At 62.6% G+C, this 25,498-nt stretch carries 19 protein-coding genes and 5 pseudogenes; 15 read left to right on the forward strand and 9 right to left on the reverse strand.

What is annotated here, in order from left to right:
• Nucleotides 1-158: 158 nt before the first annotated feature.
• From VGV41_RS03330 to VGV41_RS03360, 7 genes and pseudogenes are all read left to right on the forward strand, one after another.
• Nucleotides 159-1,199 (forward strand): ABC transporter substrate-binding protein, encoded by a 1,041-nt coding sequence (locus VGV41_RS03330; protein WP_326862235.1) that lies wholly within the window; start codon nucleotides 159-161, stop codon nucleotides 1,197-1,199.
• Nucleotides 1,196-2,026 (forward strand): ABC transporter ATP-binding protein, encoded by an 831-nt coding sequence (locus VGV41_RS03335; protein ID WP_326862236.1) that lies wholly within the window; start codon nucleotides 1,196-1,198, stop codon nucleotides 2,024-2,026. The genes VGV41_RS03330 and VGV41_RS03335 overlap by 4 nt, the downstream gene beginning before the upstream one ends.
• A gap of 4 nt (nucleotides 2,027-2,030) precedes the next feature.
• Nucleotides 2,031-2,810, forward strand: coding sequence for an ABC transporter permease (locus VGV41_RS03340; protein ID WP_326862237.1), 780 nt, complete (start codon nucleotides 2,031-2,033; stop codon nucleotides 2,808-2,810).
• 109 nt (nucleotides 2,811-2,919) lie between these two features.
• Nucleotides 2,920-3,816: a xanthine dehydrogenase family protein subunit M gene (locus VGV41_RS03345; protein WP_326862238.1), complete on the forward strand. Its 897-nt coding sequence runs from the start codon at nucleotides 2,920-2,922 to the stop codon at nucleotides 3,814-3,816.
• Entirely contained in the window at nucleotides 3,813-4,319 is a 507-nt protein-coding gene (locus tag VGV41_RS03350) for a (2Fe-2S)-binding protein (protein ID WP_326862239.1), read from the forward strand. The genes VGV41_RS03345 and VGV41_RS03350 overlap by 4 nt, the downstream gene beginning before the upstream one ends.
• A complete protein-coding gene (locus tag VGV41_RS03355) occupies nucleotides 4,312-6,681 on the forward strand; it encodes a xanthine dehydrogenase family protein molybdopterin-binding subunit (RefSeq protein WP_326862240.1) in 2,370 nt (789 codons plus the stop codon). The genes VGV41_RS03350 and VGV41_RS03355 overlap by 8 nt, the downstream gene beginning before the upstream one ends.
• Before the next feature lie 327 nt (nucleotides 6,682-7,008).
• A pseudogene (locus tag VGV41_RS03360) lies at nucleotides 7,009-7,194 on the forward strand (glutathione S-transferase); the annotation flags it as partial.
• Nucleotides 7,195-7,444: 250 nt separating this feature from the next.
• Here the strand turns inward: VGV41_RS03360 and VGV41_RS03365 are convergent.
• The 3 genes from VGV41_RS03365 to VGV41_RS03375 are packed head-to-tail and all read right to left on the reverse strand — an operon-like array spanning nucleotide 7,445 to nucleotide 10,011.
• Nucleotides 7,445-8,218, reverse strand: coding sequence for an ABC transporter permease (locus VGV41_RS03365; RefSeq protein WP_326862241.1), 774 nt, complete (start codon nucleotides 8,216-8,218; stop codon nucleotides 7,445-7,447).
• Complete coding sequence (locus VGV41_RS03370) at nucleotides 8,215-9,006, reverse strand: ABC transporter ATP-binding protein (RefSeq protein ID WP_326862243.1); 792 nt, start codon at nucleotides 9,004-9,006, stop codon at nucleotides 8,215-8,217. Before VGV41_RS03370 ends, VGV41_RS03365 begins: the two co-directional genes overlap by 4 nt.
• Before the next feature lie 3 nt (nucleotides 9,007-9,009).
• Nucleotides 9,010-10,011, reverse strand: coding sequence for an ABC transporter substrate-binding protein (locus VGV41_RS03375; RefSeq protein WP_326862244.1), 1,002 nt, complete (start codon nucleotides 10,009-10,011; stop codon nucleotides 9,010-9,012).
• A 282-nt stretch (nucleotides 10,012-10,293) separates the two neighbouring features.
• On the opposite strand from VGV41_RS03375, the pseudogene VGV41_RS03380 reads away from it, so the two are divergent.
• A pseudogene (locus tag VGV41_RS03380) lies at nucleotides 10,294-11,060 on the forward strand (IS5 family transposase).
• On the opposite strand, the gene VGV41_RS03385 reads toward VGV41_RS03380, so the two are convergent.
• On the reverse strand, nucleotides 11,057-11,824 hold the full coding sequence (locus VGV41_RS03385; RefSeq protein WP_326862245.1) for a hypothetical protein: 768 nt from the start codon (nucleotides 11,822-11,824) through the stop codon (nucleotides 11,057-11,059). The pseudogene VGV41_RS03380 and the gene VGV41_RS03385 sit on opposite strands and share 4 nt — an antisense overlap.
• Nucleotides 11,825-12,327: 503 nt before the next feature.
• Entirely contained in the window at nucleotides 12,328-12,624 is a 297-nt protein-coding gene (locus tag VGV41_RS03390; RefSeq protein WP_326862246.1) for a pyocin activator PrtN family protein, read from the reverse strand.
• Between the two features lie 428 nt (nucleotides 12,625-13,052).
• On the opposite strand from VGV41_RS03390, the gene VGV41_RS03395 reads away from it, so the two are divergent.
• Nucleotides 13,053-14,717, forward strand: a complete 1,665-nt coding sequence (locus VGV41_RS03395) for a DUF3987 domain-containing protein (RefSeq protein WP_326862247.1) — start codon at nucleotides 13,053-13,055, stop codon at nucleotides 14,715-14,717.
• 760 nt (nucleotides 14,718-15,477) lie between these two features.
• Here the strand turns inward: VGV41_RS03395 and VGV41_RS03400 are convergent.
• Nucleotides 15,478-16,035 (reverse strand): annotated as a pseudogene (locus VGV41_RS03400) (ArdC-like ssDNA-binding domain-containing protein); the annotation flags it as partial.
• Nucleotides 16,036-16,304: 269 nt separating this feature from the next.
• On the opposite strand from VGV41_RS03400, the gene VGV41_RS03405 reads away from it, so the two are divergent.
• On the forward strand, nucleotides 16,305-17,117 hold the full coding sequence (locus tag VGV41_RS03405) for a type IV toxin-antitoxin system AbiEi family antitoxin domain-containing protein (RefSeq protein ID WP_326862249.1): 813 nt from the start codon (nucleotides 16,305-16,307) through the stop codon (nucleotides 17,115-17,117).
• Nucleotides 17,117-18,148 carry a nucleotidyl transferase AbiEii/AbiGii toxin family protein gene (locus tag VGV41_RS03410; RefSeq protein ID WP_326862250.1) on the forward strand — a complete coding sequence of 344 codons (1,032 nt, stop codon included), beginning with the start codon at nucleotides 17,117-17,119 and terminating at the stop codon, nucleotides 18,146-18,148. The genes VGV41_RS03405 and VGV41_RS03410 overlap by 1 nt, the downstream gene beginning before the upstream one ends.
• Before the next feature lie 9 nt (nucleotides 18,149-18,157).
• Here VGV41_RS03410 and nucC read toward each other — a convergent pair.
• A pseudogene (gene nucC, locus VGV41_RS03415) lies at nucleotides 18,158-18,869 on the reverse strand (CBASS effector endonuclease NucC).
• Between the two features lie 47 nt (nucleotides 18,870-18,916).
• Nucleotides 18,917-19,579 (reverse strand): annotated as a pseudogene (locus VGV41_RS03420) (CBASS oligonucleotide cyclase); the annotation flags it as partial.
• A gap of 1 nt (nucleotide 19,580) precedes the next feature.
• Here VGV41_RS03420 and VGV41_RS03425 point away from each other — a divergent pair.
• From VGV41_RS03425 to VGV41_RS03435, 3 genes are read left to right on the forward strand one after another with little or no spacing between them, the layout of a single operon-like run.
• Nucleotides 19,581-20,342, forward strand: a complete 762-nt coding sequence (locus VGV41_RS03425) for a hypothetical protein (RefSeq protein WP_326862251.1) — start codon at nucleotides 19,581-19,583, stop codon at nucleotides 20,340-20,342.
• Nucleotides 20,343-20,351: 9 nt separating this feature from the next.
• A complete protein-coding gene (locus tag VGV41_RS03430; protein ID WP_326862252.1) occupies nucleotides 20,352-22,013 on the forward strand; it encodes a DUF2357 domain-containing protein in 1,662 nt (553 codons plus the stop codon).
• A gap of 2 nt (nucleotides 22,014-22,015) precedes the next feature.
• Nucleotides 22,016-22,327 (forward strand): very short patch repair endonuclease, encoded by a 312-nt coding sequence (locus tag VGV41_RS03435; RefSeq protein ID WP_326862253.1) that lies wholly within the window; start codon nucleotides 22,016-22,018, stop codon nucleotides 22,325-22,327.
• Nucleotides 22,328-23,245: 918 nt separating this feature from the next.
• On the opposite strand, the gene VGV41_RS03440 is transcribed toward VGV41_RS03435, so the two are convergent.
• The gene (locus tag VGV41_RS03440; protein WP_326862254.1) at nucleotides 23,246-24,289 is read right to left on the reverse strand and encodes a site-specific integrase; all 1,044 of its coding nucleotides are present in this window, start codon (nucleotides 24,287-24,289) and stop codon (nucleotides 23,246-23,248) included.
• Between the two features lie 189 nt (nucleotides 24,290-24,478).
• Here VGV41_RS03440 and dusA point away from each other — a divergent pair, with 189 nt between their 5' ends.
• Complete coding sequence (dusA, locus tag VGV41_RS03445) at nucleotides 24,479-25,495, forward strand: tRNA dihydrouridine(20/20a) synthase DusA (RefSeq protein WP_326862255.1); 1,017 nt, start codon at nucleotides 24,479-24,481, stop codon at nucleotides 25,493-25,495.
• The last annotated feature ends 3 nt before the right edge of the window (nucleotides 25,496-25,498 follow it).

Genomic DNA, 25,498 nt, shown 5'->3' on the forward strand with positions numbered 1-25,498 from the left:
CTTCCAGCCGCGCCGTTGCTGGCACGCTTGTTGCCTCGTTGAGACGCATACGCTCTGCAGTTGACTGACTAGACAGTTAGCTTCTATGTTTCGTGCAGAGCATGAAAATGCCGTGGCCGTCAGCCAAGCGACGCGCCGTACACAAGGGGAGATCATCAATGTCGACCGACAATCGCGATACCAAGCAGGCCATCGGGCTCACCCGCCGCGCGGTCGCGGGCGGTCTTCTGGCGGCGCCATTCCTCGTTGGTGGGGGCCGCGCCTTTGCCGCCGACGCGCTGTCTGTGCGGGTCGACTTCGCGCCCTGGGGGGTGCACTCGGCGCTGCATCTCTCGAACGTGAAGGGCTGGTTCAAGAAGGATGGCCTCAATATCGACCTGCAGGACGGTACTGGCACCCTGAACACCATCAATCTAGTTGCCGCCGGCAGGGTCGACGTCGGCCTCGTGCAGCTCGGCCCGATGGCGATCGCCCGGGCGCAGGGCCTGCCCGTGACCTCCTTTGCCGGGTATCTGCGTAAAGGCGACCTCGCCGTTCTCGTCGACAAGAAGAAGGGTCTGAAGTCGGCCAAGGAACTCGCGGGCAAGAAGCTCGTCTGCTTCGCTAACAGCCCCTGGGCGCCGTTCATCGACAGCTACATCAAGCGCATTGGTCTGGAGCGCGGCGAGGGGCCGGGAAAGGTCAACGTCGTGATGGTGTCGCCGGCGGCCATGGTCTCGACCTACGCCGCGGGCGGCGCCGATGGCTTCATGTCGCTGAAGGAATTCGGCGAGCCCTACGTCGCGGAAGCGCGCCCGGCCCGCTCGTTCCTGGCCGCCGATGTGGGCATCATGTTTCCGAGCTATGGCCTCATCGCGACGGACGCGACACTGGCCAAGCGCAAGGACGAACTGGCCAGGCTTGCCAACAACCAGAGCCGCGCCTGGAACTACATCTTCGCCGCGCCGGCGCATGTCGATGAGGCCGTGCAGGCGATCATCACCGACCGGCCGAACAAGCAGCTCAATCCGGCCATCCTCAAAGGCCAGACGGTGCTGTGCAAAGAGTTCCTCAACACACCGCACACAGTAAGCAAGCCGCTCGGCTGGCAGTCGGTCGACGATTGGAAGCAGGCAGTCGCCTCGATGTCCGAGGTGGGCCTCATGAAGACTGACGCCAAGATCGCCGAATTTTACACCAATGATCTGATCAAGTCGTGACAGTCGGCCTCGTCCCGAAGCACTCGGCACCCGCGGCCCATGCGGGCCGCAGCTTGCCGTACATCTCGATCGCTAATGTCGATAAAGTCTACGCGGTCGATGGCAATCCAATCACCGCGCTACGCGACGTCAATCTCGATATCGCTGCCGGCGAATTCATTAGCGTGGTCGGGCCGTCTGGCTGCGGCAAGAGCACGCTCCTGAAATGCGTCGCCGGCTTGCAGCCCATCAGCTCAGGCAACATTGAGGTGCAGCAGCAGCCCGTCGTCGCGCCGCCGGACAACATGGCGGTCGTGTTTCAGCGCGACGTGCTGCTGGACTGGCGGACGATCCTCGACAATGTGCTGATCGTCGTCGAGTTTCGCGGACTGCGCCGCCGGGACTACGAGGAACGGGCGCTCCAACTCCTGAAGAACTACGGCCTCGACGGCTACGCAAACCGTTATCCATGGGAGCTGTCGGGTGGCATGCGCCAGCGCGTGGCCATCTGCCGCGCCTTGATCGTCGACCCTGAATTGCTGCTGATGGACGAACCGTTCGGCGCGCTCGACGCCATGACTCGTGACGATCTCAACGCCGAGCTGGAACGACTTTGGTACCAGACCCGCAAGACCGTGATGTTCATCACCCACGGCATCGACGAGGCCGTCTACCTGGCCGATCGCGTCGTGGTGATGGCGCGCAACCCCGGCCGCATCGCCGAGATCGTGCCGATCGACATTCCACGTCCCCGCCCGCTGAGCATCCGTCAAACCGAGGATTTCGGAAAGTATGTCCATCACATCCGCCATCTCTTCGCGTCCATGGGGCTCGTCAAGGCCGAGTGATGTCATGAACCTGTGGCGCCGGTCGGAATATGCGCGCACAGTCGTCATCGTTCTGGCGGCGCTGGTTCTGCTTTGGGAAGGCTCGGTGCGGCTGTTCGGCATCCGCTCGTTCCTTTTGCCGGCGCCTTCGATCGTCGTCGCCGACATAGTGCAGCACCCGTTGTTCTTCAGCGAGCAGTCGGTCTACACGCTCTACGTGACGCTGGTCGGCTTCGCCATCGCGCTGATCGGCGGCATTCTTTCCGCAATGGCCATCGTATCCTCACGCTGGCTCGACCGCACTTTCTACACGCTGCTGGTTGCGACCAACGCGGTGCCGAAGGTGGCGCTCGCGCCACTATTCGTGATCTGGCTCGGCACCGGTGGCGCGCCGAAGATCGCCATCGCCGCGATCATCGCCGTGTTCCCGATCGTCATCAACGCCACGGCCGGCCTGCGCGCCGTCGACGACGAAATGATCGACCTCGCGCGTTCGGCCAAGGCAAAGCGGCGCGACATTATGATGAAGGTGCGCTTCCCGAACGCCCTGCCGAGCATGTTCGCCGGCGCGAAGATCGGTATCTCGTTCGCGCTGATCGGCGCCATCGTCGGGGAGTTTGTCGCTGGCGAGCGGGGCCTAGGCAACGTCATCCTGACGAGTCAGGCAACCTTCAACAGCGCCCGCGCCTTTGCCGCCATCCTGCTGCTCGGCATCCTCGGCACGATCGTGTTCTTCGTCGTTGAACTATTTGAGCGGTGGACGCTGCCGTGGCACATATCCCAGCGTAGTGATAGGGGGCGGTAAGCCGCGGCTGCTGATGCGGGCGAGTGCATCGACGCGCCGGCCCAGGCAGATTCAGTTACATTGGTCCGACACAATTCCCATCAGGTGCCGCAGTCTTGGATAAGCTCGCATGAAACCCGCCCTCTTCGATTACTACGCGCCGGCAACCGTGGAGGAAGCGACAAGCCTGCTCGCGCGCCACGGCGGGGATGCCCGTGTGCTCGCCGGCGGACAGACCTTGCTGCCAATGATGAACTTCCGTCTGGCGACGCCGGAGATCGTCGTCGACCTCAATCGCGTGGCCGAGCTGTCCTACATCAAGTCCGAAGGCGGCATGGTGCGTTTCGGCGCGATGACCCGTCAGCGCGCCATCGAGTTTTCGCCGATCGTCGCGCGCGACGTGCCGTTGTTGCTCGAGGCCATCCGGATGGTCGGCCATCTGCCGACGCGGTCGAGAGGCACGATCGGCGGCTCGATCGCCAATGCGGACTCCGCAGCCGAGATTCCGATGGTGCTGCAGGCGCTGGGCGGCGAAGTGAGCCTGAGGAGCGCCAGAGGTAAGCGTACGGTCGCGGCCGCCGATTTGATACAGGACGCGATGACGACGGTCATAGATGCCGATGAGATCATCACCGAAATTCGTATGCCGTTAATGCCGCGCGACGCGCGCTTCGCGGTCGAGGAATTCTCGCGGCGGCGTGGCGACTTCGCGATCGCCGCTGTGGCGGCAATGGTCGTGCTGGACGGCGGCGTGTGCCAAATAGCCCGGATCGCCACCGCCGGCGTGTCCGCGTGCTCGCGCCGTCTCACCAAAGCCGAAGCGACGCTGGAAGGCCGGGCCGCGGACCGCGCCGCGGTAGACGCGGCAGCGCACGCGGCAGCCGCGGCGATCGAGCCGCTGGAGGACCGCAACGCGAGCGCGGACTACCGCCGGCACCTGACGCGCGTGCTGACGGCGCGGGCGCTCGGACGAGCCATTGGCATGACTGCGGCCAGCCCGGCGCAACATGCGGAGGCAACGCGATGACGAAACCGGTCGATGTTCGCCTGACGGTGAACGGCCGCGCCTACGAAGGGCGCTGCGAGCCGCGCACGTTGCTCGCGGATTTCCTGCGTGATCATCTCGATCTCACCGGCACGCATGTCGGCTGCGAGCACGGGGTGTGCGGCGCCTGCACGATCCTATTCAACGGCGAAGCGTCGCGCTCCTGCATCATGCTCGCCGTGCAGGCCGACGGCGCCGAGATCGTGACGGTCGAGGGGATCGCCAAGGACGGCACGTTCCACCCGCTGCAGAAGGCCTTCCACGAGAACCACGCGCTGCAGTGCGGGTTCTGCACCCCGGGCATGCTCGCGGTGGCGATCGACTTCCTCAATACGAACGCGTCGCCTACCGAAGCCGAGGTGCGGGAGGCCCTGTCCGCGGTGCTCTGCCGCTGCACCGGCTACCAGAACATCGTGAAAGCGGTGCTCGCCGCCGCGGCGGAGATGCGGGCGCAGAAAGCGGCGGGAGCGGTGGCCAATGTCTGAGGCAAAGGGCGGGTTCGTCGGCAAATCCATGCTGCGACGCGAGGACCAGCGGCTGTTGACCGGCCGGGGCGAGTACGTTGCGGATCTCAAACTGCCCGGCATGCTGCATGCCGCATTCGTCCGCAGCCAGGTGGCGCATGCGCGCATCCGCTCAGTCGATCTGTCGCGCGCACGCACCGCGCCCGGCGTGGTCTATGCGATCGCCGGTCCCGATCTGATGGAGCTGTTGCCGCCAGTGCCCGACACGCAGCTCGCGCTACCGCGCAAATGGACGACTCGCGTGCAACACACCTTCCTCAATCCACAGCAGTCGCTGCTCGCATTCGACAAGGTGCGCCACGTCGGTGAGGCAATCGCCATTGTCGTCGCCGAAACGCGCTACCAGGCGGAAGATGCGGCGGAGTTGGTCGAGGTCGATCTTGAGCCGCTGCCCGTGGTCGTCGATCCGGAGGCAGGCCTTGGCGAAGGCGCCGCCGTCCTTCACGAGCAGTACGGGACCAATTTGATCGGCGACTTCGCGGTCGAGAAGGGCGATACCGAGGCGGCGCTTGCCGCGGCGCCGCACCGTCTGAAGCGCCGCTTCTACCATCACCGTTATGCCGCCATTCCGATGGAATGCCGTGGAGTGGTCGGCAGCTACGACGCGCGCACGGACAGTGTGAATATCTGGTCTTCCTGCCAGGTCGTGCATTGGCTGCGGCGCGAAGCGTCGACGGTGCTGAACATGCCGGAAGCGCGCATCCGATGCGTGGCGCTGGACGTCGGCGGCGGCTTCGGTGTGAAGGGGCACGTCTACCCCGAGGATCTCCTGATCCCGTTTGTGGCGCGTGAAATCGGTCGTCCGGTCAAATGGATCGAGGACCGTCACGAGCACTTCGTCAGCGCCTGTCACTCGCGTGACCAGATTCACGATGTCGAGGTCGGCTTCGGCGATGACGGCCGGCTGCTCGCCTTCCGCGACAGCTTCTACGTCGATTGCGGCGCGTGGAATCCGATCGGCTCGGGCATCGCTTACAACACCGCCGTGCACCTGCCGGGTCCGTACAAGTTCGACAACTTCTCGGTCCGCTCTCGCATCGTCGTGACAAACAAAGTGCCGAATGCGCCCTACCGCGGCGCCGGACGCCCGGAAGCGAGCTTCGCGATGGAGCGTGCGATGGATCTCATCGCCGCCGAGCTCAAGCTCGAGCCGGCCGAGGTGCGGCGGTGCAACCTTATTCCGGCGTCGGAGATGCCATATCATCTCGGCATTCCGTATCGCGACGGTGAGTCGATCGTCTACGACAGCGGCGATTATCCGGAATCCCTCAGGCTGGCGCTCGAGGCGATCGGCGGGGTCGAGCCTTTCCGCGAGCAGCAACGCGCCGCGCGCGCCGGGGGCCGCTATCTCGGTCTCGGCCTCGGTTGCTACGTCGAAGGTACCGGGGTCGGTCCCTTCGAGAGCGCGACCGTCCGGATCGATCCGACCGGCAAGCTCTATGTCGCCGGCGGCGCTTGTCCGCAGGGGCAGGGGATGGAGACGATCTTCGCCCAGATTGTCGCCGACGAATGGAAAGTCGAGCCGAAGGACGTCGTCATTGCCCTCGCCGACACATCGGCGATCTCGATCGGGTTTGGCACGATCGCCAGCCGCAGCACGGTGACGCTCTCCGGCGCTATCCACCGAGCCAGCGAGCCATTGCGCGAGAAGGTGTTCGCGATCGCAGCTAACATGCTCGAATGCTCGGCCGGCGATCTCGAGCTGCGTAGCGGCGGCGTCGGCATCCTCGGTGTCCCGGGCAACGAGGTCAGCCTTGCGAAGATCGCCAAGGCGGCGCGCCCGGGCTGGGATCACGGACGTCCTGACGGCATGCCGGCGGGCCTCGAGGAGACCGCATATTTCGAGCCGCAGACCGTCACCTGGGCCTATGCCACGCACGCAGCCATTCTTGAGGTCGATCCGCAAATCGGGCGCATCGACATCAAGAAATACGTGATCGTCCACGACTGCGGCACGGTGGTTAACCCGATGCTGGTCGACGGTCAGATTCACGGCGGCGCGATCCAGGGGCTGGGCGGCGCCATGCTCGAGGAACTGACATACGATTCCGATGGACAGTTGCTGGTGGGTTCGTTCATGGACTACCTGGTGCCGGGCGCGAGCGACGCGCCGCATCTCGACCTCATCCACATGCATTCGCCGTCGCCGCTCAATCCACTTGGCGTAAAGGGCGTCGGCGAGGGCAGTGCGATCGCTCCGCCTGTCGTCATCGCCAACGCCGTGGCCGATGCGCTGTCGCATCTGAAGGTGGAATTCAACGCCACGCCGATCAAGCCCGAGCAGATCGTTCGAGCAGTCTTGAATGGGCCGTCCCAACCGTAGCCTGTCGCACACGGTCGCGCACGACGATACCCTCCGCGAAGCACACCAGCGGAGCTGCCCTGCGGATTCGTAGGCATACGGGTCGCGACGGGCTGATATGAGACGCGCATGAGCGTCCAACATGTGCCTTGCCTGTCTGGCGAGCCGTCCACGTCCCGCGTCGAGAGCCGACCCCTTCACGGCGGCGTGGTGATCACGTTCGTCGCTTTCGCGCTGGCTGATGATGTCGATCGACTCGACGATCGTCGCGAGGGCGCTGCAGCCATTGCGGCGCGGCCTACACACTTCGATCGGGTGGGCCGGGTGGACGATTACCCCCTATTTGCTTGGGTGATGGGCGCTGGCTATAGCATCGCCGATATTTCGCTACTCGGCTGGGTGCGCAATCTGATCGGTTTTTACGAAACGCGCGAACTTGTCGGTTTCGTTCGCTTTCTTCATGTGCAGGCTTGGCTCGACCGGGGCCTCGCGCGTCCGGCGGTGCAGCGCGGGCTGCAAGTGACGGCGGCCTAGAGGTGCCTAGTAGTTTTGCGACATTCACAGTCACGCGTGTCATTTCAATGTTCGCGCGCACGCTTCGGATCAGCGCGCGGATGATAGTGCATCAGGATCGTCGCGAGCCGTGTTCAGCACTTGCTCACGTCCGCATATGGCCCGAGCCGGACTAAGCCGCCCGCGCGCGTAAATCCGCTTCCTAGCGCCGATCGGACCTGCTCGCGCGATTGGCGGCACGTTGACATCAGGAGTGCCTCGCAAATGCGGGCTATCGCTTGCGAGTACCGTTCTGCTGCGGCCGCCAGCGCAGCAGTCTACCTTCTATGCGGTCCAGAATTGTACCAAGGAGAAGGACAACTAGCATTAGAATAATAATTCCGGCCATTGTGCCTGCTGAATCCAGCGTGCTGGTAGTGTCCATGATGAGATAGCCGACACCGCCGGTCGAGGCGATGAATTCCGCCACGACTGCACCGACGAGGGCCTGCGGTATGCTGATGCGCAAGCCGGCAAGTATCCAGGGGCTCGCATCGGGCAAGGTCACATTCCAGAAAAGCTGCCACCGGTTGGCGTCCATTACCAGAGCGACATTTCTCAATTCTGGATTTGCGCTGCGTATGCCTTCATATGTGTTGAAGAAGACCAGCAGCAGCGTGACCAAAGCGGCCATCATGACCTTCGAAGTCAATGCAATTCCGAACCAGAGAACGAAAAGCGGCGCCAGCGCGATGCGCGGTATCCCGTAAATTGCCAGAATGAATGGCCGGAGCACGAGAGCCGCACGCTCGCTCTGAGCCAGCACGAAGGCCAACATCAGGCCGCCTGCTGCGCCGACCAGATATCCATAAACCGTCTCTTTTGCCGTGATCAGAAGATCGGAGCCAAGCGTACCGTTCAATATCGCATTGCGCAGCCAGATGACGATGGTTGAAGGCCGCGAGACCCAGAATGAGCTGAAAACCGGCCCGGACAATCCCTGCCATGTTCCGAGAATGATAATGACGACCAACAAGCGCCAGAATATGAGCCTCGCGCCCTTCACGACGTCGTCACCCGCATTTCTTCGGCAAGGTGCGCCCACACCTTGTCGTAAAGGGAACGGAAAATCTGGTTTGTATGAATAGTGTAGATGTCCCGCGGTCTCGGCAACGTCACGGGGAAGACCTCGCGAACGCGCCCTGGTCGCGCGCTCATGACAACCACCCGGTCGCCAAGCGCGATGGCCTCGGTAAGATCGTGCGTAATAAAAATTACGGTCGTGCCCGGACGGCTTTGCCAAAGCCTGAGCAGCAGGTCCTGAAGCTGCAGCCGGTTCTGCACATCCAGCGGACCGAACGGCTCGTCCAAGAGGATGACCTTCGGATTATAGGCGATGGTCCGAACGATGTTCACCCGTTGCCGCATCCCGCCGGACAACTCGTGGCGATAGTGGCCTGCGAAGCCCTGCAGCCCGACTTGGTCCAGAAGTTCCAGGGCGCGCCGCCGGCGGTCTTTCCGTGTACCGATGTGCCGCATTTCAAGGCCGAAGGTTACGTTTCGCAGCACCGTGCGCCACGGGAACAGATTGTCAGCCTGGGTGACATAGCCGATGTCGTGGTTGATGCCGCGATAGGGCTCGCCCGCGTACCAGAGCTCGCCCTGTGTGGGCTCGATCAAACCGACGATGAGATTGAGAAGAGTTGACTTTCCGCAGCCGGACGGGCCCACCACCGTAACGAACTCACCGGCCCCGATAGTAAGGTTCACGTCCTTCAGGGCCACCATTTCGCCGCGGGGGCCCCTGAAGGTTCGTGAAACACCGCGTACTTCAACGGCGGCGCGATCGGCCATAATCTACTTTAGAAACTGAGAGTCGAAGGTCTTGAAGAGCGCCTGGGCCGAGGCCCCGCGTCCATCGAACGCGACCGTGTTCTGCGCCATCTGGAGCGTTACCTTACCGGTCGGGTTCATCAGCTTCTTGGCCGCGGCGATCGATACGTCGAGGGTATGCGTATCGATCTTGGAGTATTCATGCGCGATCACGCTCCTGATGGCAGGTACTGGCTTTGTGATGATGTCCTGCATGGCATGACGCAGTGCCTTGACCATCTTTCGTATAAGGTCCGGGTGCTGCTTCACCATTTGAGGCGTAGTCACCAGACTGGACATCATGAAGGGGTCGACGGAGTTGTCCTGACCAGCCGGATTGTTGATCCACTCGACGGCCAGCATCTTGTCGACGGCCAGGCGATCGTAGGGAATGGAAATCGAGAAGCCATCGATTTGCCCGAGCTTCAGGGCGGCGATCATGCTTTGCGGACGGCCGATCGCGACGATCTTGATGTCTCCTTTCTTCAGTCCGCCAATCTTTGCAAGATGGCGTATTTCCTTGTCGGTGAGTGAGCCTGGACGGGTAATTCCGATCTTCAGGCCCTTCAGTGCGGCGGCGCGCTGCGCGAGAGACGCGCTCGGCTTCAGGCCGGCTTTTGCTACGGCCGCCCTGCTTAGGACCACGCTGATCGAGGGGCGATCTTCCATATTGAGGACATTGACGAGCGGCTGGTTTTGGATCAGCGCGTTGATCTCGTAAACGCCGACGCCAAAGTTAAAAGTGACGTTTCCAGATACGAGCGCCGCCATATCCGGGCCACCACCGCGAGTGGCGATCTGTTGAACGTTCAAACCTTCTTTCTTGAAATATCCGGCGGCCTTGGCGTAGTCCGCTGGTAGGAATGAAAAACTGGCGACAGCTTGTGTGACTTTGACGGTCTCAAGTGCGTGGGCCTGTGGAGTTCCGAACGCCCATAGAGCACCGACAGCCGCTCCGACGAGTGTCATCTTCGCGCGCATTTGCATGTGAACCATCCGAACCAAGACAGTGGCCCTGACCCGGAAAGCATAACCAAATTGACTTTGTTCCGTATTGAACCTGAACGGGGTGGGGCGGCAGAGGGACGCGCGCGCGGGGCGCGAATTGGGATGAGGAGGCCGGGCATCTGCGACAAGTCGCCGCCTGACACACGCCGGTAATAAGCGCCAAATCATTCAAACAATCCGGCTCGTCGCCTAGGTCCTGTACTCATTACGCTTGCTGAGCGCGCTGCGAGTTGATTCAAGGCTCCTAGAGGGAGTCTTGCAATGGCACGCTATGATCTCAGTGAAACGGAATGGCCGCTGATCGAACCGTCGCTGCCGAACAAACCACGCGGGGTGGCCTGTGTGGATGACCGCCGGGTGGTGAACGGCATCTTCTATGTTCTGCGTACAGGCTCTCCATGGAGGGACCTCCCAGAACGCTATGGGCCCTACACGACCGTCTACAACCGCTACAACAGATGGGCGAAGGCTGGAGTCTGGCTGAGGATATTCGAAACGCTGGCGGCGAAATCGCCTCAGTCCATGCAGTTCATCGACTCTTCCATCATCCGAGCTCACCAGCACGCCGCGGGCGGAAAAAAGGGGGTCCGGATCACGCCATTGGCCGTTCTCGTGGAGGACTGAGCACCAAAATCCACGCCGTCGTCGATCAGGATGGCCTGCCGGTGCGCCTGCTGATCTCGCCCGGCCAAGCCTCCGACATGGGCGCGGTGCCTCAACTCCTGGAAGGTCTGTCGGTACCGGTCGCCGTCGTGGCCGATCGAGGCTACGCCAGCAACGCCGTTCTCGACCTGATTGCGCGCTCGGGAGCCCGGCCCAACATTCCGAGTTGTTCACGACGCATTATCCGGCGCAGCGTCGATCCTGCCATCAATCGACAACGCAACCTGATCGAGCGCTTCTTCTGCAAACTCGAGCAGTTCAGACGTATCGCCACGCGCTTCGACAAGCTGGCACGCAACTTCCTCGCCGCCGTCCTAATCGCCTCAACCCGAATTTGGCTTAAGACTTATGAGTCCACGCCCTAGCCCAGATTGCGGGTCAAATACCGGAAAAGCCGTTGCCAAAGGGCCGGCAGCTCCTGCAGCTTGCGGCCAAGGTCCGGGGCTTCGGGGTGATAAATGCCGATGAGCAGCTCCATGCCGATGCCCCGGTGCGCGCAGTGCTTGAGGAGCGGTCCGCGCTGGTGATGATTCAGAATCCTCAAAAGCCCCGCGAATTCTTCTTCATCGAGTTCATTAACGCGAGACAACACCTGCGGTCCATGCGGCGACCCGATCGTCTGCGCGACAGCATCGATCGCGGCGCGGTCGCATTCCAGGAGGTCGTGGACGAGATCGCGGAGCGAAGCGTCGTCGAGCAGCGCGTGAACGAGATCGGTCACCTGTCGCTGTCCGGATGCCCCCGGGTTGTTGTTGTCGTTCGCGGTGTCTCCAGGCCGCCGTCGCGACCGGATTTGCCTGGCGAGCTCCGCAATCGTCGGGTCGTCGAGCACAGCCTCAAGCGCGGCGGCGCCGACTTGGTCGTACTCGATCGTCTGGATGCACCTCCGCATGATGTCGCGCTTCAGCGGGTCCGTCGTCGTCGTTACGTTGAATTGATCCCTCGCCTTGGCTTGCTGCCGAACTCGGTAGCCGTCCTGCGCCTCCGCCGCCTTCGAACGCGGGCGAACAGCAGGGACGTAGGCTGTCGCCTTTTTGTGGTCGTTTGCCCGCATCAAGGCATCGAGTTCCTGTGGCGATAGCCGCCGCCGGAAGTTGTCAAAATTCTTATCCTCGGTCCGTGCGTCCATGTGGCGATCCAACTAGTTGATCACTAGTTGACTCCCTTACTCCTGTTACGCGTCTTGGCGGCAGAGCTGCCGTATGCGCGGTCAGAGGACTGCTGCTCCGGGGAGCGGCTCGTCTTCAGCGAAAATTGTCCGGGGTTTAGCCAGACGAATTGCCACGCACCCGCAAGCAAAGCGGAGCGCGTTGACCCGCGCGAACGCGGAGGAGGCCACGTCGGCCTTATGGTTTACCCGCGCGAACGCGGAAAAATTCGTCAGCAAAACTAAAGGTAGTTCGGATCGTTCCGCGGTCAAGGGCGGGCGTCGGGAATTCCACGGCGGTGCGCAGTACGGTTAATGGCTGTTAACGAAATAAGGGCGATGTGGTCGAGAGCCCAACCGGTCCTCGGTCATCCTGGCCGACGCGGCGCAGGTCCCGGGACCGCAATTGATGACGGGACGGGGGGCGCGTCCTGCGCTGGAAACAACAGGAGTTAGTGAAGCGGCGTCGTACCAGCGTCGTACTTCTATTTCTGCCCGCAGAGGGCATCGCGCTCCTTGATCGCCTCGTTCCAGCGGTTGTCGAGGTAGTCGGCCAAGTCGCGCAAGGCGATGTGCTTTTGCGATTTCTGGCTGCGCTCAATGCGAATGATCGGAATGTCGATCTCGCCACGCAGGGCCTTGCGGCAGAATTTCTCGGCCGTCAGATGCGAGAAGTAGTCCGCCACCACCGTTTCGAGCGGCACGGTCGGCCTGCCCCCGTACTGAGCCAGCAGCAGGAAGATGACCGGGACTGAGGACACGTGCATATCGCGCGACGACATGCATATTAACTTGGGCACAGGTCTCCCCACGGCGCCAGCCTCGACCTCACGGCCCGCGACGATTTACGGGGAAAACCATGGCGCCTCTCGTCCGATTAGAGCAGAATCCAAAATTATGAATCGGAATCAACGACATAGTTTTTCCGGATCCACTTGCCACAATTGAGTGGCTTCGTCTGACGTGCTCTGCGGTCCTGGTCAGATCGCAATCCACAGCGACGTTGATCGCCACAGTGTCGGCCCGGCCTGGTTCATCACGGCCGCGCCGAGCGCCGATTTTGCGAGCTTAAAATCGACTCGCCCAGTGGTGCGAAGGCGGCGCTGCCGTCCGGCAACGCGCGCCAAGACCCGGCGCTCTCAAACTACCTGTGGCGACTTTCCCCTGCTCGTGCGCGGACTCAAGGTTTCACATCCCACAGGAGAGAAGCATGCACGACGAAGATCAAGAGTCGCTGCCGCTCGTGGCCGGCGATCCGGAGAAGGCCGTTGGCGAGGACCCGATCACGCTGGCGCCCACTGCCAAGGAAGACGCGGAGGACCGCACCCGCACGGACGCTGCCGTCGCGCCCGAAACGAAGCCGAGCCTGCCCTTGGCCGGGCGCGAGGTGATCGCCGCGACGGGAGAAGGGCGCCGGTCCGAACTGCTCGCCAGCACCGCGACTCCGTTGCTTGCGAGCAAGGAAGCGGTCGCGACCGCACTGTGCTTCTCGCCGCCGGCTGGCGGCGTGATCAAGGAGAATACGTTGTCGGCGGCGTTGCAGAACCTGTTCGGCCCCTGCCGGACCGCGCCGGAAGTCCTGTTCCCGGCCCTTGCGACGATCTCGGCGGCAGCTGCTTCGGTCTGGCGCTGCGACGAGGCCGAAGGCGGCTCGATCGTCCTGCGCGTCGGTCTCGTCAAGGACGGCGCGGGATGGCCGTCCGGAACGTCGGCCGTCCTGCAGGCGGCGCACGAATGCGGGGCGCGCGAGACGGAACAGTGGCGCGCGGCCATGGCGGCGCGGCGCGTCGATCAGGCGGTCGCCGCCGCCCGGGAGAAATTGGTTCTTCGCGCCGCCCTTGATGCGCGAACCCTGGGACTGCCGACGGCGCCGATCGTATCCACGTGCCGCTCCGAAGGCGCTGCCGAACGGCTGCCGTCGGCGTTTGTGCTCAGCGATGCGAGGCCGAACAAGGTGATGGCGGCGCTGGGCGGGGATCGGGGTGTCCTCGTCGTCCAGGAATCGACGTTGCCGACGATTGTGGGGACGCGCTCGAACGCAACAGGAAAGGCCGTCGCCCAACTCTTGAACGCCGCCGCGCGGGGCGACCGGCTGCTGGTCCCGGACCAGAACGGAACTATGCGCGTGCGCTCGGCGGATGCGGGCGTGATCGGGATGGTCAGCTTCGCGGACGCCCTGACGCTCCACCGCGCGGCGCCGGAGGCGCTGCGAAGCACCGTCTTCGTGCCCTGCAATGAAACGGGCACCGGTCCGATGCAGCCCGCGTTTATCGAGCCCCTTACAGTGCTATTGGGCCGCTTGCGGATGTTCTCGGACGAGCCGCGGGTGCTCGTCTTTCAGCCCGGTGCGGCGCGACTTCTCGGGCGCATTAAGGACAAGTTCGACCAGCTCGGCCCCGATCTGCAGCACCCTTTCGCGGCTTGGCGGGAAGCGCTACCCGACCTCGTCGTCCGCCTGGCTGCGGTGCTGCATGTCGCCGAGAACATGTTGGAAGGGGGTGAGGTCCCTTCTGAACTGCGCCCCGACACGATCGAACGCGCGGCGACGCTCGTTTCGCACTATGTAGCCGCGGCCGGCACACGGGTCCTGTCCCCGACGAGCATGTCGGCGCAGGTGACCGCGGCGAGGTTCGTTATCAGCTGGGTCCAGAAGCACGGGAGCAAACGAACGGCGTTCGATCACCGCGAGCTCGTTCGTGGTCTGCAGCGCTCCGTGGGCACCACCGCCGCCGTCGACGAGGGACTGGAGCTCCTCTCTGAACTGGGCCTTGTCGAGATGGAGTCGAAGCGGCCGGAGAGGTGGAGGCCGAGCACCTTGTTGTTCACGCCGCAATACCGGCTGCCGAATCTCGCGGATGACCCGCGGCGCTCGTAACCCGTCGGCGGATTGTCAACGAGGCTCGTGCGAGCTCCGCGCGTAGAAATGGACCACAGGGCCCGTTGACAATTCCGGACGAACCCGTTTCCCCCCGCCCGGCTCGGCGGGGGTTTTTCGTTGGCCAATAAGAAATTCCGCTGCGCGGCGGGGTTCTCGTCTTGGCCGCTCAAGCGGCGGCCTGCCCCGGGAGCGAGGGCGCCATGTCGAACGATCGATTTGCAATGAGCAAGTGCCCGCCCCCACGCCTGTCCGAAGGGCGGTCTCGGGAAGGGACGCAGCAAAAGCGCTGCGATCTAGGGGCGAATGAAGCTCATCGATTGTGTGAAGCGGCCGTCTAGGCGCTGGTCGTGCGATTAGCGAGAAAGACGAACGGCCTCGCCTGCGCGCGCTATGCCAGTCCGTGCGCAGAGGCGGCGCTTCCGCTTTTGGCTGAAAGGCGATGGCGCCGCGCACAACGAGGAAGCAAAGGTGTCTTCTTCCGATCAAACCAGACGTTACAGCCTTTTTGATGCCGCCTAAATCGGCGAAGAATCGCGCGAAATTGGCGTTACTTTTCCCAAACCAACCGTTACTTTTTCCCGTAGTAACGGGGGGCCGAAAAAAAATCGTTCCGCACTCGCGTCTGTTTCGGACCCTGGCCAGCTCAGTCGATCCTTAACGTTCTTGGACTTCATGCGTGGGCGGCCCGTGCTGCGGACGCGGTGCGGCGCCAGTCATCCGCTCGACAGGCGAGGGGCGTGCGCGAGCATGTGAAAGGCTCGCTGCCAATCCGTAAATCGATGCCCGTCGCCTCGATCAGCGTCTTGACCGTTGGCTCGATATCCGACCGGCTCCGCCGACGGCGTAGTGACCGCGAGAGCGTCGGGCAGACGCTCACACACTGCGTCATGTTCAAGACGGTGAAGCGGTCCAGGAAAGGGATCGGTTGAGCTTCCTCGCCGGTCTCCTGCGCGCGATTGTTTTCATCCGGACGAAGCGGCGGCATCGATGACAGTAGTGCCGGACTTCCCTTGCGAACGCCGCCGCCGAGCGACAGCGCTTGGCGGAAGGTGACCCAGCCCTGGACGGGGAAACCGTGCTCGATCACCGAGCCCCAAAGGATCAGCACATTGATCCCGGAATATTGCCGGCTGGTGGCGGCGTCCGACATGGCGAGCGGCGCCTTCGCCGCTGCCGTCCCCCACTGCTGGACCCAGGGCACGCGGCCGGCCTCCAGCTCGCCGATGATCTTGGTGGCGATGATCTTGGTGGTGATTTCGTCATAGAGGCTCGTCCGGTCGGAGCCGGAACGAGCGCGAGCGGTGTGTCTGGACATCGCGGATCTCCGCGACGGGCGCCGGGAGCCTCTCTCCCAGCCCTCAACCCGTCACGGAAAACCGGTCTGCATTCTCCCTGTCGGGGCGTTGCGGGGTGAGCGTTGGTTTAAGAAAGAGCGATAGAAAGGGTAATTTATAGCCCATATTGCGCAATTTTTGCGACGATAAGCCCGGGCCGCCGGGCCGTCCGTGCGACAAGCGTTCGTTGACAAATATGCATCAGAATGGCTATTTATTGCCCTCTTTCGCATAGAATCGTAGACTGGCTATGCAACCTCGCCAGCACAAAACGGCCAGCTTCCTGTCGGCTCATCCGGTGTTCACCCGGGCTGAGTTCGCGGCGGCCTTCGGCCACCGGGCCGGCGGGGCCAATGTTACGAGCCTGCTGCGGCATCATCTGCGGGCCGGCAACATCAAGCGCGTCAGTCGCGAGGTGTTTGCCGCAGTGCCCGCCCATCTGCCGGCGGAGCGGATGGTGATCGACCGCTTCGCCGCGGCGAGCAAGCTGCGTCCCGATGGCGTCTTGGGGTTTCACTCCGCCCTTGAGCTGCATGGCATAGCCTATTCCGAGTTCAGCGAAGTCCAGCTCGTAAGCGCCGGACGGACCGAACGCGTGGATCTGCCGTTTGGGGCTTGCCGCTTCGTCGCGCCGCCGAAGGCGCTGGCCGCGGCCGGCAAGACCGACTATCTGACCGTGACCATGGATCGGCAGGGGGTAACGGTCCGCGTGACCGCGGTCGAACGCACGGTCGTCGACGTCCTGCACCGGCCGGACCTCGCCGGCGGCGCCGAGGAAGTCCTGAAGTCGCTGGACCTGGTGCGCTATCTCGATCCGGCGAAGGTTGCCGACTATGTCGAACTGCTGGACAACCGCTCGCTCGCCTCCGTTTCCGGCTGGTGGCTCGAGAGGCGGCGCGGCGCGCTCGGCGTTGCCGACGATGTCCTGGCGCGCCTGCGATCACGGCTTCCGCGATCGAAACACTATGCGCTGGGCGCTGAACCTGGTCATGCCGTGTTCGTCGAGCCGTGGCGCGTGCTTCTCCCGGCGCAGGTGGTCGACGCCGCCTTTGAAGGCGTCTGATGGCTGCGTCGCGAGAAACCCTCCAGGACATCGCGGCCGAGCGGCAGCTTCAGCCTGCCACCCTGGAGCGGGTGATCCGGCTGATCGATATTCTTGACGCCTTCGGTGCCGACACGCTGATCAGTCCGCGGATCGCCTTGAAGGGGGGCACGGCGCTCAACGTCTTCCATTCCGATCTGGACCGCCTCTCGGTCGATATCGACGTCAACTATGTCGGCGCGCTCGAGAAAGAGCAGATGGATGTCGATCGGCCGGGACTGGAGGACCGGATCGAGCGGCTGATGGAATCAAAGGGCTATGCCGCGCGGCGTGAGCCGTCCGAACACGCCGGCGGGAAATGGATCTACCGTTATGCCTCCGCGCTCGGCGGGGCGGGGACCATCGAGATCGACATCAATTACCTCTATCGCGGACCGCTCTACGGTGTGGCTCGCATGCCATCAACGGCTATCGGACCCTTTCAAGCCACGAACGTGCCGGTTCTCGACATCCATGAGATCGTTGCCGGCAAGATGGTCGCGCTGGCCACGCGGCGCACCGCGCGCGATCTGTTCGATGCGCACCGCATCATCGCCATGCCGGAGCTCGACTGGGCGAAGATCAAGGTAGCCACCTTGATGATCGGCGCGAGCGCCAAGAGCTTCGACTGGCGCACGGCTTCGCCGGACGAGATTGGATGCGAGGTCGGCGACATCACCGGCAAGCTGACCATGTGTCTGCACGATCGGTATTTCGATGCCTTCGGCGGTCCGGCGGCCTGGATCGAGAGCGTCACGGCAGAATGCCGGGAGAAGCTCGCGCCGCTGTTTCAGTTCACGGCCGGGGAGATGGCATTTCTGGATGCCGTGCTGGAACGAGGTGAGATAGACGCGTCCGCTCTGGAGGTGCCGGAAAACGTGCGCGCCTCGATAGAAGCCAGTCCGGCCCTACGGTGGAAAGCACAGAACGTCAAAGCGTGGAAATCGGGCGACAAGTTGTTGGCGCCACGTACGAGACGAGCCGGGCGGGCACGCGGAGAGTCTTCGCGGTAGGGGAGGGAGCTATTTGGTCAGCCATTGACCATAAGCTTCAACGTCGATCATTGGTACGGTCCCGCTAAAATTGAAGCTGTGAAATCAGCTTGAACAGGAACGCCGTCGCCGGCTTGTTCTCGCTGACGAACGTGTAGCGGGCAGCGGTTTGATCGAAGAAGAAATGGCCGTGCGATGCGACGCAGCCATGATCGAGGCGTCCGTCACCGACCTCCGCAGCTAGCGCCTTTCCAAATGACGGCCCCAGCGCCGGGCTCCACTCGCTCTCGAACGTCAGAAGGCCTCCCAAGATCGGAATCAACGGTTTGGCCGGATACACGCCCTTCGCGTAGGGAATGGGGAGGCTCGTGCGGTGCAAGCGCCGAACGCTGGCGACCTTCTCCTGCGCGTAAGCGACGAGAGCGGCGTCCGCTGTCTGCTTGGCCTCAAAGACAGCGTAAACGCTTTCAGCAGGAATGATGGTCTCATTCTCATAGGTGAAGATGAAGGGTGAATATTGGCGATCGAAGACGACCACGTCGATCTGCTGACTGAAATTTCCGAGACTATCCACCACATGTGCCTTCGCCGCCTGATAGCGCTTCGGCAGGTATGTCTCCAGCAAGCTGATCCAGACATTCTCGCTGGCGTCACCCTTCGTGCCGGGATGGCTGAACGTCTTCCGCACGGTCGCCAGACGCTGCTGAATATCTTCGTGCAGCGAGGAGAGAAGCTGGGACAGGGACTATTCTGACATCGAAGACCTCTACAGGAGTTGATCCGCGCCCGTCAGGACAACGGAAATTTCGGACCAAAGAGCTCGCGCCAGGCTCTGAGCGCCTCGCCATTCCGGCCGCGGCGGACATGATCGATCGCGAGCGTCGCTTGGCGCTCCGCCGCACGCAGAAGGTCGCGCGCCCGAGTCTTGCGTGCCGAATCCATCCCATTGCTGACTGCCGGGCCGAGGCCGGCGGGATCCGGCCATTCATCGAAGATCCGATCGGCAAACGTCGCAAAGAACCCCTGCATCTCGCGATCGAAACTGCCGCCCCAGCCGCCATGAAGGCACTGAAGCGCCATGACCTCGAGCAGGAACGAGGGTTTCACAGGTTTCTCGCCATGCTTGGGATTGTTGTTCCAGTATTTGACCATCCGCACCAACCCCTTCCACTCGCTGGAATAGGCCTGATGCGCGGCTGTTGCCTTTTCAGCATGGACCTTCGGGTTGGTCTCGGTCCATTTGCCGACCTCATTGTCGGGAATCTCGAAATCATCGTCTTTGTCGAAAGCCGGGACGACATCGACGCTGATGACGCGATAGTCGGTGTTGTCCTCGGCGTCGGCTTTCACTCCGAAGTCCACATTGATTGAGCGGTTCTGCTTCTTGGCCTTGTCGCCGTATTTCTCGACCAGCGCATTGTGAAAGTCGGTCAAGACGACCGACGGCGCCTTCGTGCGGCCCGAATGGACCGACCCCACGGGGCTGACGGGCTATTACGACGTGCTGTCGAACCGGTACATGGTCCCGACATTCCTTGAAGCGGTGCTGCTGGCAACTGCGCACCGGCGCTCGCCCGTTTTCGTCGTGCTCGATGAAATGAATCTGGCGCGGGTCGAATACTATTTCTCGGACGTTCTGTCGGCGATCGAGACAGAGGAAGCGCTTCAGCTCCATGCCCACGGCGTGCCGCTAGAAGGCTCAAACGGAACGACTGTACCGGCGGCCCTTCCGCTGCCGCCAAATCTGTATATCGCTGGCACCATCAACATCGATGAGACGACGAACCCGGTCAGCGATAAGGTTCTCGATCGGGCGGTGGTTATCGATATGTCGGCGGTCGATCTGCCCGGTTTCCTTGCCGGTCTTGAAGCCCGCGAGCCGGCGTTGAAAGACGCGCGTGCCGCCTGCGAGAACCATCTGGTCGCGGTGCAGGGAATCATGATCGCGCACGGGCTTGGCATCGGCTACCGCGTCGCGGAAGAGGCCGTGCGGTATCACGCCTTCAGCGCCGCGCATCTGGCGGCCGGCGCCGCCGGCGTCACCGATGATCTGATGGTGCAGAAGGTGCTGGTGAAGTTGCGCGGCGGCGAACGCCAGCGCCCGCTTCTGACCGGCCTCTCGAAGGTCTTGGACGGTCTGCCTCGCTCGCAGGATTTCATTGCGAAGCTGACCGCCGATCTTGATGAGTTCGGCTCCTTTCAAGCCAGCCGGTGAGGATCGCCGATGCTGGCTCTGCTCATGCGCAGCGAGACGACCTTCGCGGCATGGCGGGTTTGGCCGGACCCCGAAACGGTTGCGCCCGGTTCGGTGCAGGAAACCGGCAGCTATCTGTTCGAGCTGCACGACAGTCCTGACGCGGCAAATGCCGACCTGCTGATTGACGACATTCCGCTCGAAGCGCTCCGCGCCCGCGCGCCGGACACGGCACGCTGGCGCTGGTCGCCGGGTTTTCATGCCGGTCTGGTCGAGGCGGAATTGCGATTTGCCGGCCATGCGCCGCGTCGTTTCGAGGTCATAACAGACCCGGACAGGCGCAAGCTCACCCGCGATGATTTCGACGCGATGGTGCGCGAAATTCTCGACGATACCTTTGCGCTGTTCTCACTCAGCAGTTTTCGCAAGGCCGTCGCGCGCGGGAGTGGCGGCCGTCCGCCGGCCATCGCCCGGCTGGAATTCCTGCGTTCGCGGATCGAGAAACTGGACACCGCCGTTGCTGCCATCGCGCGCAATCCGCGCCGGATGCTGACGGCGGAGGAAACGGTGCTGCCGTATCATCGCGCAAATCGCGCCACCGGGCTCGAAGTGTTGCGCTCGTTCCGCTCGGGGCGGATCGTCCATGAATCGGCAAAACCATCACGCCTGCCGGCGGCGCTGAAGGGCGCCTTGCCGGAACGCATTCGCGTCCGCCAGCGCCTCAGTTCGCTCGATCTCCCCGAACATCGCCAGATGGGCGCGTGTCTGCGAAACTGGTCGGGTTGGCTGGAAGCGGCGGCGCAACAGCTCGAGCGCAGCCGGCCCGAAGATGACACGGAGCTTCGGCACGGTGCAGCGGCATGGGCCATACGCTGCCGGCGGCTTTCCCGCCGTGTGGGTCAACTCGCGAAGGAAGCGCCCTTTGCCGAATCCGGAGATGCCGCACCGCGGCTGACACTCTCGGCGCTGTTCCGCAATGATCCGGCTTACCGTGCCTTCTACCGCCTGTGGCAGAATATGAATCTGGGGATCGCCGCCGTGTTCGGCGATTTTCTCAACCTGCCGCTTGCGCGCACCTTCGAGCTTTACGAGCTGTGGTGTTTCCTGCGCCTCGTGCGCGCGGCGGCGGAAGAGTACGGGCCGGCCGGGCTCGATATTCGCGATCTCTTTATCGGCGATGCTGCCGGTGGTGTGACGCTGGCCGCTGGCGCTGTCACCGTACCCGTCGGCTCGGGCTGGAAGCTCTGCTTTCAAAAACAGTATCGGGAATTCTGGATCGAACCCGACCGGCGCGGCTCCTACAGCCGCATCATGGCGCCGGACGTTGTCGCTGCGCATGAACCCGCCACAGCCGGAGTGGCCGGCCGGCTTATCGTTCTTGATGCAAAGTACCGGATCGATGACGGGCTAAATGATGCGCTCAGCTCGATCCACACATATCGAGACGCGCTCGTGCGGGAGGTCGAATCCGGGGCTATCGCGGGTATCGTCACCGCTGCCTATCTGCTGACGCCGCATCTGCCGGCGCTCGCGACCGGGTACAGGGAGACGCCCATGCCGGGGCGACTGTTTCATCCGGATTACCGCGTCGGCTTCCGCTTCGGCGCGGTGACACTGCGTCCCGGCATGACGGCGGGAGAGATCGCGGCGGCGCTCCGGCAGATCGTCGCCGATGCAACGGGATCTTCTTAACAGTGGATGTACTGACCTCAGAGCAGCGTCGACTCAACATGAGCCGTATCCGGGGAAAGGATACCAAACCCGAGATGCTGCTGCGGCGTGGCCTGCATGCGGCAGGTCTACGCTTCCGGTTGCATGGGGCAAAGCTTCCCGGCAAGCCGGATATTGTGTTTCCGAAATATCATGCGGTCATCCTGATACATGGCTGCTTCTGGCACGGCCATGACTGCCCACTCTTCAGAATGCCGGCGACGCGGCCAGAATTTTGGGCCAAAAAGATTTCCGGTAATCGGGAACGCGACGTTCGTACCGCCCAAGCGCTGTAGCGTGCCGGCTGGCGTCTGCTGACAGTGTGGGAGTGCAGCGTGAAGGGCCCGGCACGCAGGCCAATCTCGGAAGTCATAGATTACTGCGCCGCCTTCATCAGAGGCGAAGCGCATGAAGCCGAGTTGGCGGGCTGCCCGCCGGCCGGAGCAGAGCATTCTATGGAGCTCGGGTGATCCGACTCCTCGATCGTCTCAGTCAGTCGTCCGAGGCAATGTATCATCTCTCCTTCCCGCTGGATTATGCGGCTGATCGGAACAGCTCGAGGCGGAAGGAAAGTCGATCGCGTTGCGGAACCGGCCAGCGCCCCGATCAAAGCTGACATAGGCGCCTCGGTATGGTAGTGTCTGACGGTCTTTTTCTCTGAGCCGCATGTAGGCCCTTTGGTGACGGTGGACAGAGAAAATCGACCGATCGACCGATCGATAGCGATAGTTGTCGAAGCCGCGCGAAATTTGAATCGCGCGTTTTTCCCTTTGAAATCAAAAGCGAAGAAATTTGACGGACCGACGGTCGAATTTAGACCGTCAGAAGAAATATTTTGCGCTTATAAATCAGCGCGTTACGATGCATTGAGACGATCGAGTGGGGATCATTCGCCCAGCGTCTGCACCTTGGCCCCAATGAACCTGCGCCAAGTCTAATAGAGCGCGGGCACTCCCAGCAAGACTCCCAGCGTCACCGAAGTGATTATCGTATTTGGCACTCATCCAGCCGCGAGTCCGCAATTCGGCGTCGATCGTATGCATTTCGGCAATTTTGAATCCGTTACTTGGACGTTACGGTGACAGGCCGCACCGTCGTCCCGCGACGGATCCGGTCTTTTCAGCGCCCGCGGGCGGATTCATTAAAGCGCTGACCCACTACGCCCATGCAAGCCTACGACTTGCAGTCGAGTTTTGGGCCGCCTGGCTCGGACGTCAGGCACTCTCAGATAGCCATCGCCAATCAGCGTACTTATCTCCGCCCCTCCGGATGTGTGTGTACCTTTTGAGGCTCGACCAGCTTCGATGTCCTGAAATGGCGGCGACCTGCGGGATTGTAAGTCCCATCTCGAATAAGCGTGAAATGCCTTCGTGCCTAAGATCGTGGAAGTGCAGATCTTCGATACCCAGAATCTTGCTTGCTTTCGTGAAGGCAGAGCTGATCGCGTCGGCGGTGAAGGGAAAAATAGCCGAATCAATGCGCGGCATCGAATTGATAATCTGCAGCGCCTCAGGCGTGAGTTCGCACCGAACGTTATTCTGTTGCTTGTTTTTTGGATCCTTCATGGCCCGGACCAGGATGCGGTCGCCATCCATGTCGTCCCACTGCAGGCGCGTAATTTCCTCCTGCCGTCTCGTGGAAAAGATCGCGAACGCGATGATTTTCTGCATTGGGGCCGAGTCGAATCGTCTCTCGCCGAAATGCTCCATCAGTTGGTCGAGCTCGGCGAGAGTAGGGCGCCTGTCGCGCTCGGCGCTTTTAGCAATGAGCTTCAGCCGCTTCATTGACTCCAGCGCGTTCTCGAATTCCTGTTTGGACAGCGGGTATTTCCAGGCCGGCGTGGCGATCGCGAAAATGGGGGACAGGTGCGAGAAATAGTTGGCCCGCGTCTGCGGCTTAACGGGAAGCGTGCGCGAGAAGGCGACAAGTTTGTCGCTCGTCATCTCGCTGCAGTTGATTGAGCCGAGGTCGCTCTCCATCATTTTCTTCAAGTAGGCGGCTTTGGTACGCCCCATGCTGCCCTCGGATTCATCCAGATAGCGGGCGATCACTTTCCGGAATGGAACATCGTCTTTCCGGTCGAGACCGCCTGGGGCCTTGAGCTCCTTTTCCCGCTTTTCCAGCCAGGCGTAGGCGGCCTGTTTGCGATCGAGAGTCTTGGCTTCCCGGTGGACGATCCGACCGTTTTGCTTCACCACGATCTGGGCGGTGAAGGCTGTCGAGCCATCGCTGCGTTTACGCTCTACAATCGTTCCCATAACTCGATGTCCGATTTGGTTCCTAAGACTAGCAAAAAGCGGTACGACATGAACAGGTTTTCGGTACGACTTTTCCCCCGTGTCGTACCGGATGTCGTACTGAGCGACGAAAAATGGGAGAAAACCGGCCGGAAACGAGCTAAAACGAGCAGGCTCCGAGGGGCGCAAAAATTAAGCAAGATGCTGTAGATGAACGAAAAAACGCGTAATTCCGTGAATCGACGATTTTCGGTCGCCCCGATGATGGACTGGACCGATCGGCATTGCCGGTTCTTCCACCGCCTGCTGACCCGGCGCGCGCTGCTCTACACCGAGATGCTGACGGCGGGCGCGGTGCTGCACGGCGATCGTGCGCGTCTCATGGGCTTCGATCTGTTCGAGCAGCCGGTCGCGCTGCAGCTCGGCGGCTGCGACCCGCAGGCGCTCGCCCGCGCCGCCCGCATTGGTGCCGACTTCGGCTACGTCGAGATCAACCTGAACGTCGGCTGCCCGTCGGATCGCGTGCAGGAAGGCCGCTTCGGCGCCTGCCTGATGGCCGAGCCGCGGCTCGTCGCCGATTGCGTCGCGGCGATGAAGGCGGCCGTCGATATTCCGGTCACGGTCAAATGCCGCATCGGCATCGACGACCAGGATCCGGAGGAGGCGCTGTTCGGCTTCACCGAGACGGTGAGGGCGGCTGCTCCTGATGCACTGATCGTGCACGCGCGCAAGGCGTGGCTGAAGGGCCTGTCGCCGAAGGAGAACCGCGAGGTGCCGCCGCTCGATTACGCGCTGGTGCGTCGCCTGAAGGCGGCGCATCCCGATCTCGAGATCATCCTCAACGGTGGCATCGCCAGTCTCGAGCAGGCGCAAGCCGAAATCGGGCCCCTCGATGGCGTGATGCTCGGCCGCGCCGCCTATCAGGAGCCGTGGCGGCTGCTCAGCGTCGATCCGCTGTTGTTCGGCGAGGCGGCGCCCTCTGCATCGCCGAAAGACGCCGCCCTGGCGCTCGTCCCGTACATCGAACGCGAGACGGCGAAGGGCGTGCGCCTGCACGCCATCACGCGGCACGTGCTCGGCCTGTTCCGCGCCGTGCCTGGCGCGCGCGCCTTCCGCCGCCATCTCGCTACCGAAGGCGTGCGGCCGAATGCTTCCGCCGCGGTCCTGGTGGAAGCACTGGCGCACGTACTGGACAGTGGGGCCGATTTGGCGCACATCGCCGCCTGATCT

Origin of the sequence: Pseudolabrys sp. (genome assembly GCF_035943735.1) — a bacterium.
Lineage (GTDB): Bacteria > Pseudomonadota > Alphaproteobacteria > Rhizobiales > Xanthobacteraceae > Pseudolabrys.

Excerpts from the sequence above, each read along its gene's own strand:
- VGV41_RS03405 (WP_326862249.1), top strand. The coding sequence starts at position 16,305 with ATGCAACCTCGCCAGCACAAAACGGCCAGCTTCCTGTCGGCTCATCCG.
- VGV41_RS03370 (WP_326862243.1), bottom strand. The coding sequence starts at position 9,006 with ATGGCCGATCGCGCCGCCGTTGAAGTACGCGGTGTTTCACGAACCTTC.
- dusA (WP_326862255.1), top strand. The coding sequence starts at position 24,479 with ATGAACGAAAAAACGCGTAATTCCGTGAATCGACGATTTTCGGTCGCC.
- VGV41_RS03410 (WP_326862250.1), top strand. The coding sequence starts at position 17,117 with ATGGCTGCGTCGCGAGAAACCCTCCAGGACATCGCGGCCGAGCGGCAG.
- VGV41_RS03430 (WP_326862252.1), top strand. The coding sequence starts at position 20,352 with ATGCTGGCTCTGCTCATGCGCAGCGAGACGACCTTCGCGGCATGGCGG.
- VGV41_RS03385 (WP_326862245.1), bottom strand. The coding sequence starts at position 11,824 with ATGGACGCACGGACCGAGGATAAGAATTTTGACAACTTCCGGCGGCGG.
- VGV41_RS03390 (WP_326862246.1), bottom strand. The coding sequence starts at position 12,624 with ATGTCGTCGCGCGATATGCACGTGTCCTCAGTCCCGGTCATCTTCCTG.
- VGV41_RS03375 (WP_326862244.1), bottom strand. The coding sequence starts at position 10,011 with ATGCAAATGCGCGCGAAGATGACACTCGTCGGAGCGGCTGTCGGTGCT.
- VGV41_RS03355 (WP_326862240.1), top strand. The coding sequence starts at position 4,312 with ATGTCTGAGGCAAAGGGCGGGTTCGTCGGCAAATCCATGCTGCGACGC.
- VGV41_RS03350 (WP_326862239.1), top strand. The coding sequence starts at position 3,813 with ATGACGAAACCGGTCGATGTTCGCCTGACGGTGAACGGCCGCGCCTAC.
- VGV41_RS03345 (WP_326862238.1), top strand. The coding sequence starts at position 2,920 with ATGAAACCCGCCCTCTTCGATTACTACGCGCCGGCAACCGTGGAGGAA.
- VGV41_RS03440 (WP_326862254.1), bottom strand. The coding sequence starts at position 24,289 with ATGGGAACGATTGTAGAGCGTAAACGCAGCGATGGCTCGACAGCCTTC.
- VGV41_RS03395 (WP_326862247.1), top strand. The coding sequence starts at position 13,053 with ATGCACGACGAAGATCAAGAGTCGCTGCCGCTCGTGGCCGGCGATCCG.
- VGV41_RS03330 (WP_326862235.1), top strand. The coding sequence starts at position 159 with ATGTCGACCGACAATCGCGATACCAAGCAGGCCATCGGGCTCACCCGC.
- VGV41_RS03340 (WP_326862237.1), top strand. The coding sequence starts at position 2,031 with ATGAACCTGTGGCGCCGGTCGGAATATGCGCGCACAGTCGTCATCGTT.